Annotated in this window: 9 protein-coding genes; 4 read left to right on the top strand and 5 right to left on the bottom strand. The window is 58.9% G+C overall.

The features are described from left to right. Nucleotides 1-93 precede the first annotated feature (93 nt). Nucleotides 94-1,719: a methyl-accepting chemotaxis protein gene (locus JTY93_RS13655; protein ID WP_205477819.1), complete on the top strand. Its 1,626-nt coding sequence runs from the start codon at nucleotides 94-96 to the stop codon at nucleotides 1,717-1,719. A 458-nt stretch (nucleotides 1,720-2,177) separates the two neighbouring features. On the opposite strand, the gene JTY93_RS13650 is transcribed toward JTY93_RS13655, so the two are convergent. The 5 genes from JTY93_RS13650 to JTY93_RS13630 all read right to left on the bottom strand — a co-directional run bounded on the left by JTY93_RS13650 (nucleotide 2,178) and on the right by JTY93_RS13630 (nucleotide 7,320). Then, nucleotides 2,178-3,155 carry a 2-hydroxyacid dehydrogenase gene (locus JTY93_RS13650; protein ID WP_205477818.1) on the bottom strand — a complete coding sequence of 326 codons (978 nt, stop codon included), beginning with the start codon at nucleotides 3,153-3,155 and terminating at the stop codon, nucleotides 2,178-2,180. Further along, the gene (locus JTY93_RS13645) at nucleotides 3,155-4,453 is read right to left on the bottom strand and encodes an MFS transporter (protein ID WP_205477817.1); all 1,299 of its coding nucleotides are present in this window, start codon (nucleotides 4,451-4,453) and stop codon (nucleotides 3,155-3,157) included. The genes JTY93_RS13650 and JTY93_RS13645 overlap by 1 nt, the downstream gene beginning before the upstream one ends. Nucleotides 4,454-4,513: 60 nt before the next feature. After that, nucleotides 4,514-5,458, bottom strand: a complete 945-nt coding sequence (locus tag JTY93_RS13640) for a sugar kinase (protein ID WP_205477816.1) — start codon at nucleotides 5,456-5,458, stop codon at nucleotides 4,514-4,516. Beyond that, nucleotides 5,451-6,233 carry a sugar phosphate isomerase/epimerase family protein gene (locus JTY93_RS13635; protein WP_205477815.1) on the bottom strand — a complete coding sequence of 261 codons (783 nt, stop codon included), beginning with the start codon at nucleotides 6,231-6,233 and terminating at the stop codon, nucleotides 5,451-5,453. Before JTY93_RS13635 ends, JTY93_RS13640 begins: the two co-directional genes overlap by 8 nt. A 67-nt stretch (nucleotides 6,234-6,300) precedes the next feature. Further along, nucleotides 6,301-7,320: a LacI family DNA-binding transcriptional regulator gene (locus JTY93_RS13630; RefSeq protein ID WP_275899783.1), complete on the bottom strand. Its 1,020-nt coding sequence runs from the start codon at nucleotides 7,318-7,320 to the stop codon at nucleotides 6,301-6,303. A gap of 226 nt (nucleotides 7,321-7,546) precedes the next feature. On the opposite strand from JTY93_RS13630, the gene JTY93_RS13625 reads away from it, so the two are divergent. From JTY93_RS13625 to JTY93_RS13615, 3 genes are all read left to right on the top strand, one after another. Beyond that, entirely contained in the window at nucleotides 7,547-9,532 is a 1,986-nt protein-coding gene (locus tag JTY93_RS13625; protein ID WP_205477814.1) for a hypothetical protein, read from the top strand. A 184-nt stretch (nucleotides 9,533-9,716) separates the two neighbouring features. Continuing rightward, the gene (locus JTY93_RS13620) at nucleotides 9,717-11,720 is read left to right on the top strand and encodes a hypothetical protein (RefSeq protein ID WP_205477813.1); all 2,004 of its coding nucleotides are present in this window, start codon (nucleotides 9,717-9,719) and stop codon (nucleotides 11,718-11,720) included. A gap of 331 nt (nucleotides 11,721-12,051) precedes the next feature. Then, nucleotides 12,052-14,190: an autotransporter outer membrane beta-barrel domain-containing protein gene (locus JTY93_RS13615; RefSeq protein ID WP_240344449.1), complete on the top strand. Its 2,139-nt coding sequence runs from the start codon at nucleotides 12,052-12,054 to the stop codon at nucleotides 14,188-14,190. The last annotated feature ends 8 nt before the right edge of the window (nucleotides 14,191-14,198 follow it).

The following is a 14,198-nucleotide window of genomic DNA, read 5'->3' as shown; positions in this document are numbered from 1 at the left end:
CAGTGGCGCCGAACAGCCATCTGTGTGCGTTGACGCACAGTGACCGTGTCGCGGCAAGGACGCTCGCAGCCATCCCTTTTTGAGAGCTTTCCTATGTCCCTCCGTAATTTGAATATCGCACCTCGGGCGTTTCTCGGTTTTGCGTTTATTGCGTTGCTTGTGATTGTTCTGGGGGTGTTTGCTGTCAATCGCATGACGTTGATTCGCCAGGCCGCGCTGGATATGGGCGCCAACCAACTGCCGAGTGTCGGTTATCTGGCCAATATGACCGAGAACGTGTTGCGCCTGCGCATTCTGTCTTTCCGTGTTCTGGTCAATCGTGAACCGGCCGCCCTGCAAGATGCCCAAACGCGTATCGGGGTTTTGGTCGATAAGGCCCGCCAAGCCCAGGCAGGCTATGCCGCGCTGCCGGCCGGCGCCGAAGAGGCGGCGTTGTACAAAACCTTTGCGGCCACGCTGGATAACTACCTCAAAGCCCAGGCGCAAATGCTTGAGCTGTCCCAGCAAAACAAGGTCGAGGAGATGCGCGCCCTGATCAACAGTCGGATCAAGGACGGCACCGATCAGATGGGCGAGCAACTGAACAAGCTGATTGCGATCAATGCCGCCAATGCCAAACAGGCCGGTGAAGACGCCGGGCGCAGCTATAGCGATGCGATCACAGGGATTATCGTGGTGTCGGTGGTCGCGGCGCTGATGACCGTATTGCTCGCCTGGCTGCTGACCCGCAGCATTGTCACGCCCCTGCGCAAGGCGGTGGCGGCCGCCGAGACCATCTCCAGTGGTGATCTGAGCAAAGTCATCGAGGACGACGGCCAGGATGAACCGGCCCGCCTGATCGGCGCCCTGGCTAGCATGCAGAACAACCTGCGCCAGACCATCCAGCACATCGCGGGCTCTGCCACACAATTGGCCTCGGCTGCCGAAGAGCTGAGCGCAGTCACCGAGGAAGCCTCCAAGGGCTTGCAACAGCAGAATAATGAGATCGACCAGGCCGCCACGGCGGTCAATGAAATGACCGCCGCCGTGGAAGAAGTGGCGCGCAACGCGGTGTCGACCTCCGAGGCCTCGACCCAGTCGAACCAGGCCGCGCGGGAAGGGCGCGACCGTGTGGTGGAAACCGTGGGCGCGATCCAGACCATGACCCACGACGTGCAGAACACCTCGGTGTTGATCGAAGGCCTGGCCACCCAGGGCCGCGATATCGGCAAGGTGCTGGACGTGATTCGTGCGATTGCCGAGCAAACCAACCTGCTGGCCCTCAACGCGGCCATCGAAGCTGCACGCGCCGGTGAAGCCGGACGCGGGTTTGCCGTGGTGGCCGATGAAGTGCGCGCCCTGGCCCATCGCACCCAGCAGTCGACCCAGGAGATCGAGAAGATGGTGGCCGGGATCCAGAACGGCACGGGTGAAGCGGTGCAGTCCATGCAGCAGAGCAACCAGCGCACTCAAAGCACCCTGGAAATGGCCCGCGCCGCGGGTGTGGCGCTGGAGCAGATCACCCAGTCCATCAGCCTGATCAACGAGCGCAACCTGGTGATCGCCAGCGCCTCTGAAGAGCAGGCCCAGGTCTCGCGGGAAGTGGACCGCAACCTGGTGAACATCCGCGACCTGGCTACCCAGTCGGCGGCCGGTGCCAACCAGACCAGCGCTGCCAGCCATGAACTGTCGCGCCTGGCGGTGGACTTGAACGCCATGGTGGCAAGCTTCGTGATCTAACTGCTGGTGTGGAAGGGGGGCTGCGGTAGCAGCCCTAAAACCAGCCGCCTCGGTATACCTGGCAGAACATGGTGAGATTATTGGGGCTGCTTGCCCCCCCTTGTGGCGAGGGGGCTTGCCGGAACGCCGTATCGCCCCCGTTGGGCTGCGGTAGCAGCCCCAAAACCAGCCACCTCGGTGTACCTGGCAGAACATGGTGAGGTTATTGGGGCTGCTTGCCCCCCCCTGTGGCGAGGGGGCTTGTCCCCCGTTGGGCTGCGGCAGCAGCCCCAAAACCAGTCACCGCGGTGTACCTGGCAGAATAGAGTGAGGCTGTTAGGGCGGCTTCGCCACCCAGCGCGGGGCGAGCCCGCTCGCCACAGACAAGCCCTATCACCAATCAGGCCCTATCACCAATCAAGCTTTCTCACCAATCAGGCCCTATCTCCAATCAGGCTCTCTCAGCACTCAGGCCAGGCTCAGCGCTTCCAGGCGCCGGTGTTCACCAGGTTTATCGGGCGTTCGCCGGCCAGTGCTGCCAGCAGGTTGTCCACCGCGCATTTGGCCATGGCTTCGCGCGTTTCATGGGTGGCAGAGCCGATGTGCGGCGTTGCCACCACATTGTTCAAACGCAGTAACGGCGAGTCATGGTTCAACGGCTCACGCTCGAACACATCCAGACCCGCAGCGCGAATCGTACGCTGTTGCAGGGCTTCGACCAGTGCCGCTTCGTCCACCACTTTGCCCCGGGAGATATTGATGAAAATCGTCTCCGGGCCCATAAGCGCGAACTCCTTGGCGCCAATCAACCCCTGAGTCTGGGCAGTCAGCGGCAGTGTCAGGCACACAAAGTCGGCTTGCTGCAGCAGATCGGGCAGGCTGCGGTATTGCGCGCCAAACCGTTGTTCCACCGCAGGCTTGGGCGAATGGCTGTGGTAGATCACCGGCATGCCAAAGCCAAAATGCCCCCGTTGGGCCAGCGCTTCACCAATGCGCCCCATGCCAATGATGCCCAGGGTCTTGCCATGTACATCGCTGCCAAAGTGCAGCGGGCCGATGTTCTGGTTCCAGTTGCCGGCACGCACCATGTTCGCCAACTCCACCACGCGTCGGGCGGTGGCGAGGATCAGCGCAAAACCGGTGTCGGCGGTGGTTTCGGTGAGTACATCAGGGGTGTTGCTCAGCAGGATGCCGCGCTGGGTCAGGTAGTCGATGTCGTAGTTATCAACGCCCACCGAAACACTGGCCACCGCTTCCAGCTGCGGTGCCATGTCCAGCAGGGTCGCATCCAGGCGCAGGCTTGCCCCCAGCAAGCCATGGGCGCCGGGCAAGGCATCACGCAACTGTGCCAGGCCTGTGGGGTCGAGGGTTTCGATCAGCGTCACCTGGGCCGCCTCATGCAGGCGAGCCATCAGCGGCGCGGAGAGTTTCTTGTACAGCACGACATGTTTTTTCATCAGGTTCTTACCTTCAAATCCAGGGAGTGCAACGGTGCTGCCGGGGAGGGGGCACGAGCACCGGTCTTGAGAAAAATCGTCAGCACTACCGACAGCAGCAATGCGCCGCTCATCAGCAGGTACGATGCGCCCGGCGAGCCGGTGCTGCTGTTGAGGTAGCCCACCAGATAAGAGCCGCCAAACGAACCGAGCGCGCCCATGCTGTTGATCAAGGCCATGGCGCCACCGGCGACGTTGGCCGGAAGGATTTCCGGGACGATGGCAAAAAACGGCCCATAGGGCGCGTACATGCACGCACCGGCGATCACCAATAGGGTGTAGGACCACCAGAAATGTTCAGCACCCAACAGGTAGGAACCGTAGAAGGCGATGGAGGCGATCAACAGCGGCGGCCACACAAAGCGTTTGCGTTTTTGCAGCTTGTCCGAGCCCCAGGATACCGCCAGCATGCCGATCACCGCCGCCAGGTACGGCAGCGCCGAGAGCCAGCCGGCTTCGACCATGTCCATCTGCAGGCCGGCCTTGAGGATCGATGGCAACCACAACACGAACCCGTAGACCCCAATGCTCCAGCAAAAAAACTGCAGCGCCAGGATGATCACCTTGGGCGAGCGGAAGGCTTCGGCATAGTTCTTCACCGCCTTGAGCCCGACCTGTTCGGCGGCCAGGGCGGTTTCCAGGTCGTGTTTCTCGCCGGCGCTCAGCCACTTGGCGTCCGCTGGGCGCTCATCGGCCAGGCGCCACCAGATAAAGGCCCAGAACACCGCCGGCAGGCCTTCGACGATAAACATCCAGCGCCAGCTGTAATGCTGCACCAGGTAACCCGACACCACCGACATCCACAACATGGTCACCGGGTTGCCGAGGATCAGAAAGGTATTGGCCCGCGAGCGTTCGGCGCGGGTGAACCAGTGGCACAGGTACACCAGCATCGCCGGCATCACCGCGGCCTCGACCACCCCGAGCAAAAAGCGGATGGCGATCAACATGTAGGCGTTGGACACAATGCCGGTCAACGTGGCCAGGCCGCCCCAGAGGATCAGGCTGACGAAGATCAGTTTCTTTACGCTGCGCCGTTGGGCGTAGATCGCGCCCGGCACTTGGAAGAAAAAGTAGCCAAGGAAGAACAATGCGCCGAGCAGTGAAGACATGCCCGGGGTAATCATCAGGTCTTCGGCCATCCCGGAGGCGGCGGCAAAGCCGTAGTTGGCGCGGTCCAGGTACGCCAGGCTGTAGGTGATGAAGACGATGGGCATGATGTACCACCAACGGCGGGTGGCGAGTTTCAGGTTATTCATGGGGTTGCTCCTGAGCTTGTTGTAGTTGTGGCAACAGGTAACGGTGTTTCGCGCCGGGGGTCAGCCGGCTTTTTGCAGGGCTGGCAGGTCGGCGCGCAGCGGCAGGCCTTCCATATCGCCACGGCTCTGTACCGCGCGGCTGCCGATCCAGTTGGCGCGCTGCACTGCCTGGGTAAAACTGAGGTTTTCCAAAAGGGCGCTGATCAGGCCGACCGCAAAGCCATCGCCGGCGCCGACGGTGTCCACGACCTTGGCCACGGGCACGGCGGCGACAAAGCCCTGGTCCAAGTGGTTGCGGTAATAGGCGCCGTGAGGGCCGAGCTTGATCGCCACGGCTTCGACACCCTGGTCGAGGTAGAAGGCGGCAATGTCCGCAGGGTCTTCGAAGCCGGTCAGCAGGCGACCTTCGCTCAAGCCCGGCAATACCCAATGGGCCAGGCTGGCCAGGGCATTGATTTCGCGGATCATTTTTTGCTCGCTGGGCCATAGCGAGGGGCGCAGGTTAGGGTCGAAGGACACACTGCGGCCCGCTGCGCGCATCTGGCTCATCAACTGGCGCGACAGCTCGGCGGCGGTGTCTGACAACGCCGGCACAATGCCGGTGGCGTGCAGATGCCGCGCTTGCAGCAGCTCAGGCGTAATCACGGCGCCGGACAGGTGACTGGCCGCCGAGCCACGGCGAAAATACTCGACCTTCGGATCGGCGCCGCTCTCTTCCCGGGACTTGAGCTGGAAACCGGTGGGGTGCGCGTGATCGACCGCCACATGCCGGCAATCCAGGCCTTCGCGCTCAAGGGTCTGGACCACAAAACGGCCTAATGAATCATCGCCGACCCGGCTCAACCAGGCCACATTGAAACCCAGGCGCGACAAGCCAATTGCCACGTTGCTGTCGGCGCCGGCGATCCGTTTGTGAAACTGGCCGACCTGGGCCAGGTCGCCGGTTTGCTCGGCGACGAACATCGCCATGGTCTCGCCAAACGACAGGATATCGATCTCAGACATGGGCATTCTCCACACGCGGTTGGCCAAGGACGCTGAGGGTGGTCACCTGCTGTGCAGTAACCTGCAGCAGGTCGTCGCCTTGCAGTGGGAATTCCACCGCGCGGCTGATTCCTTGGGGCATCAGCCCCAGCAATTGTTCCCACTGATGCAGGTCGGCGGCGCCCGGCGGCAGCGCCACCAACTTGCCGTCGGCGCACCGGGCCACCGCCTTGCAATGCAGGTAATCGACATGCCGCCCCAGCAGGCGTGCGGCGGTCTGGGGCGATTGGTCCTGCCAGTGCCAGTTGCCGATATCGAAGGTCATCTTCACCGGCACGCTCAGGCGTTCGGCTTCATCGAAAAAGCGTTGCATCGGCTCGATGCGCCCACCGTGCAGGGTCTGGTCGTTTTCCACCAGCAAGCGCACCGGGTGGCGGTTGAGCAGGGCGCTGAGGCTGTGCAGGTCGTTGGTGTCGGTGAAGTAACCGAGCGAGACCTTCAACCAGCGCGCACCGAAGGTCTGGGCTCGGTCCAGGGTGGCGGCCAGTTCGTTGTTCGCTTGTGCACGGCCGGCCACCCACAGTTCCAGGGGCGAGGAAAACACGCACTCCAGGTCCTGCTCAGCGGCAGCCTGGGCCAGTGCGCTGGGTTGTTCGGTGGTCAGCAGTTCTTCACGCCATTCAATGCGTGTGGCGCCGGCAGCGGCCAGCAGCTCGACGAAGCTCAATTGGCCGCGCTGGCGAACTAGGCCTGCGCCGTAGCTGGAAAGGCTGATGGAAACGGGATATTTGTGCATTGTTATTGATCTCTGAAACCGGTTTCATTTTTAGGCAAAAAAAGCCCACCCATGTCGGCAGCGACGCCTATATCGGGTGGGTGGAACCTCGCACGATAAGCTGCGGAGCGAAATCCACGGCGTGGGTTGGCGAAGTATCTCCACGCAAGCGCTTGAGCAGGCACTCGAAGGCGCTGGCGCCAATAGCTTCGGTGGGCTGGGCGAGGGCGGTGATGCCGCTACCGACCAACGGGAACCAATCCAGATCATCGAGGGCAATCACCCCCACGTCTTCGAACAGACGGCAACCCAATTCACGCAACGCCCGAGTACAGGCCAGCGCGGCGACGCCGTTGGCACAGAACAGCGCTTTGGGGCCTGGCTTGGGGGCGGCCAGAAACGCCTGCAAACCGCGGTTCAAGTCTGGGTCAATTTCCAGCACGCTACCGCGTAACGCTGGGCGGCGGCTGATTTCGGCCTGGAAACTGTCCAGGCGCTCCACCCGCGAACTGGTGCCATCCGCTGTTTCGCTGACCAGCAAGATGTCCCGATAACCCTGTTGCTCCAGGTGTTCCAGGGCCATGCGTACGGCCAGAGGGTTATCCAGCCCCACCAGATCGCTGTGCAATGCCTCCACCTTACGGTCTACCAGCACCAGCGGCATTTCCCGCTGCAACTCCAGCAGTTGCTCAAGGTGATGGCCAAGGGTATTCACGATCAAACCTTCGATGTTGTACGCACGCAGCGCCGCCAGGTGCTGGCGCTCCTGCTCGTCATCGCGGTCGGTGTTGCACACCACCAGGCTGTAGCCGTGTTGCCGGCAGGCGGTTTCCACACCATGCATCACGGCAATGGAATAGGGGTTGCGGATATCGGCCACCAGCATGCCGATCAGGCGCGTGCGCCCACGCTTGAGGCCCCGGGCCATCTGGTTGGGGCGGTAACCCAACTCATCGATGGCTTGCTCGATACGCAGGGCGATGGTGTCGGAGAGCAGGGCGCGGTCATCGCCGATAAAGCGCGACACGCTGGCCTTGGACACACCGGCACGTTCGGCTACATCAAGCATGGTCACGCGGCTGCGCTGGGCGGCAGAGAATGAAGTCACGGTAGCGGGCCTTTCTTATTTTGGAATAGACGGTTCATGAATCTATTTGAAACCGGTTTCAGAAAACACCAGCCATGCTCGATAGTCAAGGGCCGCGAAGGCAAATCGCTGAGGCGCCATAGGATGAAATCCGACGAGTGGAGTGCCTTACCTGTTAGTTCTGACAGTATCCGATGGGCCGATTCCGGCGTTTAATTCCTTCAAAACCACCCTGAGGGAAGGCCACATGTCCAGACTGAAAACACCATGCTTGGCACCGACTGCAACGGCCCGCACCGTAAAAAAAATTACGATGCTCGACGAGTTTGACGAAATCGTCGGTGTCGACCCAAGCGATCCCCAAGGCTTGATTCCTCTGGCTGTGTCGCTGCAACCCCTGGAGTGCCGTATCCCTCAGTGGATTCCGGGCCCGTCACCAACAAGGACCCATATCCTCAAACTGTGGTGGAGAATTCAGGGCATTGATGTCGAAGCGAGTTCGCAGTCATTTACCGGCCCATTGAATCCAGCCGATTTCCCTTATTCGCTGTATATCCCAGTGGATTTCATGCGGGAAATTGACGCGGTGGTGGAGGTGTCTTACGAGGTGGTCACCGAAGATGGGACGTCCATTCGTTCTGCGCCCCGCACCCTCACCGTCGACAATAACCCGCCGAGGTTTCAGCACCCGGATGACAAGGGACGGTTCGTGGATCCGTCGATAGAACTGACGGGTATTACCGAGGCGGTACTGGCGACCCACCCTTTTATCGAAGTGCTATTACCGAACTACATCGGTCGTGCTGAACGTGACCTAGCAGGGTGGTACCTGGATGACGATACCCCGCCTTTTCCTTCGATTCAGAAAGGCATTCAGGAGTTTCCCACGATCAGTGAGCCGCTGATCCTCAGAATTCCTGCGGATGATTTCCGCACATTGCCCAACGGTACGGCCTACCTGCAATACCGCCTCTATGATCGAGCCGGAAATTTCACTGTTTTCAGTGCGCCGATGGACTTTCAGGTCAACCTGATGCCTTCCCCGGTCAATTTGCTACCACCGCAAATTCGCCCGCCGGCTTACAACGACTTTCTGATCAAGCGCGATGATGCCAGGGCGAGTGTTGCCGCCGTGATTCAAAGCCAGTACACCGGCTTTGCACCGGGCGACAGTGTGGTGATGATCTGGGATGGCCGTCGAGTACTTCCTCCTCAGCCAATCACGCATTTTCCGTTTGCAGTGGAAATCCCTTGGGATGTTTTACGCGGTACCGCGCCATTGGCACTTATGGAAGTGCCGGTCCAGTACGAAATACATCGCCCAGGTCGGCCACCTTTTCCATCGCCATTGAGCTTTATTTGGGTCAACTTGACGATCGCCGGACAAGACCATATCAATGCGCCAGCATTGCGCAACGATACATTGCCCTTGGTCGATGTCTTTGGCAAAGGATCGGGCTTACATAACGAGCTTGATTTTCGTGATCGGGAGTTGGGCGCTGAAGTGTGGGTCAGATTGTATCAAGACCCACAGCCCGGCGAGCGCCTTGAGCTGTACTGGAACGGTGTTGGCCCGGTTGCTCATTATGTTGTGCAAGCGGGTGATGTAACCGATCAGCCTGTTCAATTCACTGATGTTTCGGGCAGCGTGATTGTCGACGGTGGCAACAATCCTGGGATTCCCGTTTATTACACCACTAGTAATGGCGTCAACGAACAACATTCGCCGGAAACGCTAGTTAATGTTCATGTTGCGCCACTTGTAAAGTTTGACGCGCCATTGATCGAGCACACTTTGCATGGCCCGGCACGCTACCTTACTTGTGAGTCAAAGCCTTCGATCTGTCATGGTGTCTATTGGTTCATACGTGCGGACTCACGTTATCTGCCTGGGGATGAAATTGAGTTTTTCTGGCAAGGGTTTTTAAGTAACGCTTGGGAAGATCCTATTGATGGCACGGATTTCAACTCAACCGTTTCACTGAATGCCGATGATATAGCCAATGGTTTGAGTATCAGAGTTTGGCCATGGGAAACAAAGATAGAACCTATGCGTAACTTTGCGTCGGCCACCGCTGAGTTCTTTGTCCGGCGCGGTGGGGCGCTGATTGGTGACTCTGTGGTCGGTCGAGTGCGCATTGATCGGGTATTTCCCGGTAGCGGGAAGATTTGCCAGCCTGGCGATGCGGGTTTTTGTGATGGTTCTCTAGAGGGGTGCAACGACGACAGTTGATCTGGTTCCGCCACTTAACATAGTCAGTGCAAAAGCAGGTGCTCTGGCAAGTACCTGCCGTGGGAAAGATCTGTCTCTAATTACCGTATTAAGTGGTGAAGTAATTCGAATGCGAAAGAATAATTGTTGTAGGCGCAAGTACGCTTGATGCAATGTTTTGGCACTTAACTGAAGGGTAAAGATCATGAAAAAGATTTATCCAGTGGTAAGTAAAAGATCCGTAACTGCTGACCCTATTGAAATTGTTTTGCCTGCTCCTGAAATTGTGGGGCTGGTAGACCCTGTGGCGCACCCTGGGTTGATAAGTAGAGCGGTAGCGGACCAGGATTTTCTGGAAGTGCGGGCTGCTCTCTGGATTCCCACTCCCACCGACCCTGCCGCGCCGGATGTCCTGGATGTTCACATTAACGATATCGGGGGCTTCCAGTCCGGGCGTATCAGCAGTGAGCCCGTTTTTTTTAACCCTCCTTTTCCCACGCACTACATCATACGAATCGCTAGAAGATTTCTGACCGAAGGCGAGCATCACATCAGCTATCGTGTCGTTCAAAGCTCGCTAAATGACGCGGGATCATTTCAAGCGCCGCTGATCATCGACCGTACCGCGCCTTATGACAGCGTTCCAGACGGCCCGCGCCGGTTGACGCTCCCCGCAGGGTGGCCGGGCAGTATCACCCAGCCTTATATGGACGCGAACCCTGGCGGCATTCTGTTCGGTATACCCGACTATATGGCCGAAGGTGCACAGCCAACTGATCGGTGGTTGTTGTATGAGGGAAATAGCGACTCGGCAGAACCCATCGCCGAAGGCCCCGTATTCCCTGATCGGCAAGTGCGATTCACCCAAGCCCTTGCCGACTTGGGGGATGGCCTCAGAAAGCTGGTGTACCGTCTTGTGGACGCTGCGGGCAATCGCAGTGAACCCTCCTTCGAGTTGCCCATTACGGTTAGCCTGAACCCTGCGCCTACACTTGGTCAGGCGGGTGTCAGGGATGCCATCTCGCTGATTGGGGTGGGGGATCGCCTGATCGATCGGGCCGATACCGCCGCCTCCTCAGGGATGTTTGTCATTATTCCTAGCTACGTTGATGCAGATCGCACAGCAGACGCGTTCTTAGTGCGTCTGACGACTGCCAATGGCGTTCGGGAGATTGGCCCTTACCCGCTGGGCGGATCGCCGTTCCCCTATAACTTCCATATCGACTTTCCAACACTCGTTGCCCTGTACGGGACCAGCACCGGCGCGATTAATCTGCGGGTGGAGTATGCGGTCCGCCGCCACGGCGTATTGCACTGGGTGCCAGCCCCGACCGATATTGAACTTGAGTTGGAAGTGGGCGGCCCGATCAATCCCTGGGAGCCGGACCTGGTAAACCCCAACTTGCCCTTACCCGTATTGACGGGTCGAGGTTCGGGGCTGACCAACGAGCTCAATGAACTCGACGCAGAAAAGGATGCCGACGTGGTAGTGCGCCTGTGGAGCGCTATGCCGCTACCCTCGGCGCATCCATTTTACATTGACCTGTTTTACATGAACGATCTGGTCGATAGCGCGTTTGTCGACAACGTCGGCGCGATGCCTGGTGATGAAATACCTATGGTCCTTGCGTGGCCTTACATCCGCAGGCACTCCAACAACCTGATCCCGCTGCGCTATGACATCCGCCTCGCGTCAACACACAACCGTGTTTCATCGCCCAACCAGACGATTAACGTCACTGCGAATGTGATTTCGCTCCGGGCACCTGAAGTGGTCGACGCATCGTCCGCAGTTCCTGGCGTCGTGCCCGGCCAAATCGGGTGTAAAGCAGTACCGGCACCCAACCGTATCCTTCAGGTCTTCGTACCGCCCAGTGAGCACTTTGAGCCAGGGATGATCGTCAATGTGGATTGGGTAGGTTGCAGCGATGACGATGGTGCTGTGCCTATTCCTGGTGCGACAGGAACCTTTCCATTCGGGCCGCTGAACTTCCAGCAAACGCAGGTCGGTTTCAACGTGCCGGTGGGCCCTTATGACACCTACGTAAAGCCGATCAATCAAGCCAGCTTCTCTATGGGGTCGGCAAAAATATCCTACAGGATCAGTATTATTGGGATCCCAACACCCGTGGAGTCTGCGGAGGCGATCTACTGGGTACGCGGTGTGATTCCGGGCCCAGCTTACTGCGACGGTTCGCCGTGGCCCTAGTCGTTAGACCGTGAATGGAAAAAGAGGAGCTTGGCTCCTCTTTTTTTTTCCTACGGTTAGCAAATATTTGTTCGAACAATACTTAAAGATAAATCCTACATACCTGTACTCCGTGCTTACCTAACCTGCGCCCCTCATGGCTTGGACCCATCTCACGTGGTGCCGGTCAATTCGTTCCCTGCGGGGAAGGTTCTTTACGGGTATACATGCATTGAGTATCAACACTGTTTTTAAAAAACACCCTCTGGTAATTGCTCTTCAGGTGCCAACTGCCAGTTTCCTGATGCTGGGCTCCTTTTTGGCTCACGCAACTACCACCCTTCATCCTGGCATGGAACGCACCATTCAATCCGGTACCAGGATCGACGACTGGGTCATTGACAGCAATGCGCACCTGATCTCCAACGGGGCGGAGCTGAAACAGTCAAGAGTAACGGCTGGCAACCTGACGCTGAATGCGGGTACCAAGGCCCAGGATATCTACGCCAGCCAGGGATCGCAGATCAACCTGAACGGTGCCACGGTAGAGGCTAGAAGCTCCTCTCGATATGCGATCAACCTGCAAGGCAGCCAGATGCAGGTCAATGCCAGCAGCGTCATTAACAAGAATGGCATTGGTATTGTCGCTGCACGCAACTTCACGGGCAGTAACGGGTCCAGCGTGAGCGTTTTCAACAGCCTAGTACAGGGCTCGACGGAAGGTGCACGTACCACCTCTTTCAGCCAGATCAACTTCGTTGGTTCAGATGTTGTTGCCACTGACGAAAATGGTCTCGGTGTACTGCTGTTAGGCGGTGATGTCACTGCCTCGGCGAGCCGAATCACAGGTGGCGAAAATGGCGTGCGCCTATCGTATGAATCGCCGACGTTGAATGCCAGCAACCTGATGCTGGACGGGTCCCATGTCGAAGGTCGCAACGGCGCAGCCTTGTTGGTCGCGGGTGCCGCAGCTGATATTCAGGTGCTCAATGGTTCGACCTTGACCGGCGGCAACGGCAATATCCTGGAAGTCACCGGTGGCGCCACCGCCAACATGAACGTTGACCGCAGCGTCCTGGTGGGCGACGTGGTTGCCGAGGATGGCAGCAGCGCCAAGGTGCAGCTCAACAACGGCTCCTGGTTGACCGGCCAGTTGAAAAACGTTGCCGAGTTGAGCGTGAACGATGCCTCCAACTGGGTGCTGGTGGGCGACAGCAATGTCGACGCCTTGAAGATGGGCGGCGGCGCCGTGCACTTCGGCGGGGCGGATGAGTTCTACCAATTGAACGTAAAGAGCCTGGAAGGCGAGGGCACGTTCATCATGCACACCGACTTTTCCACCCACCAGACCGATTTCCTCAACGTCGAGGGCAAGGCCGAGGGCAGTCATAGCCTGCTGCTGGCCGCCACCGGCTCGGAAATGGCCCGCGGCGAGCCGATCAAGGTTGTGCAGACCGAAGGCGGCAATGCGCACTTTTCCCTGCTGGGTGACACGGTGGACGTCGGTGCCTTTGCCTATGGCTTGAAGCAGGAGGGTACCGACTGGTTGCTCGACCCGACCCGTCGCGGCACCAGCACCAGCGCCCACTCGGTACTCGCCCTGTTCAACAGCGCGCCGACCGTGTTGTACGGCGAGATGAGCATCCTGCGTACGCGCATGGGTGAATTGCGCTTCAGTGAAGGGGCTGGCAACGGCCTGTGGATGCGCAGCTACGGCAATAAATTCGACGTAGCGAGCAACAAGAACGGCGCGGGCTACAAGCAGGTCCAGAAGGGCTTCACCATCGGTGCCGACGCGCCGTTGTCCAGCGGTGATGGTCAGTGGATTGCCGGCGTGATGGGCGGCCACAGCACCTCGGACCTGAGCCTGACCCGAGGCAGCAGTGGTGAGGTCAAGAGTTACTATGTGGGCGGTTACGCCACCTGGCTGGACGCTGAAAGTGGTTTGTACTTCGATGGTGTGGCCAAGCTCAACCGCTTGCACACTGACAACGACGTGACCATGAGCGATGGTAAAAAAGCCAAGGGAAGCTACTCGCAAAACGCCGTGGGTGCATCGGCCGAGTTCGGTCGCCACATCAAGCTGGATAACGATTTCTTCGTTGAACCGTATGGCCAGTTGTCGGCAACGATCACCCAGGCGCAGAGCTATGAGCTGTCCAATGGCCTGAAGGCCAAAGGTGATCGCTCCAGCAGCGTGGTCGGCAAGGTGGGTGTGACGGCTGGCAAGAACATCCAGCTGGAAAGTGGCGGTGTACTGCAGCCCTACCTGCGTACTGCCGTGGCCCATGAGTTTGATCAGAGCAACAAGGTGTTTATCAACGGTCAAAGCTTCAACAATGATCTGTCCGGTTCGCGGGTGGAATTGGCCGCCGGTGTGGCCATGTCGGTTTCGCAGAACGTCAAGGTACATGCAGACTTTGAAACCAGCCAAGGCAAGAAAATCGACCAGCCCTGGGGTGTCAACTTCGGTATTCGTTACGACTTCTAAGACACCCG

The organism is Pseudomonas hygromyciniae, assembly GCF_016925675.1.
Classification (GTDB): domain Bacteria; phylum Pseudomonadota; class Gammaproteobacteria; order Pseudomonadales; family Pseudomonadaceae; genus Aquipseudomonas; species Aquipseudomonas hygromyciniae.
The sequence above is the reverse complement of the archived record's forward strand: the minus strand, read 5'-3'. Positions and strand labels throughout refer to the sequence as shown.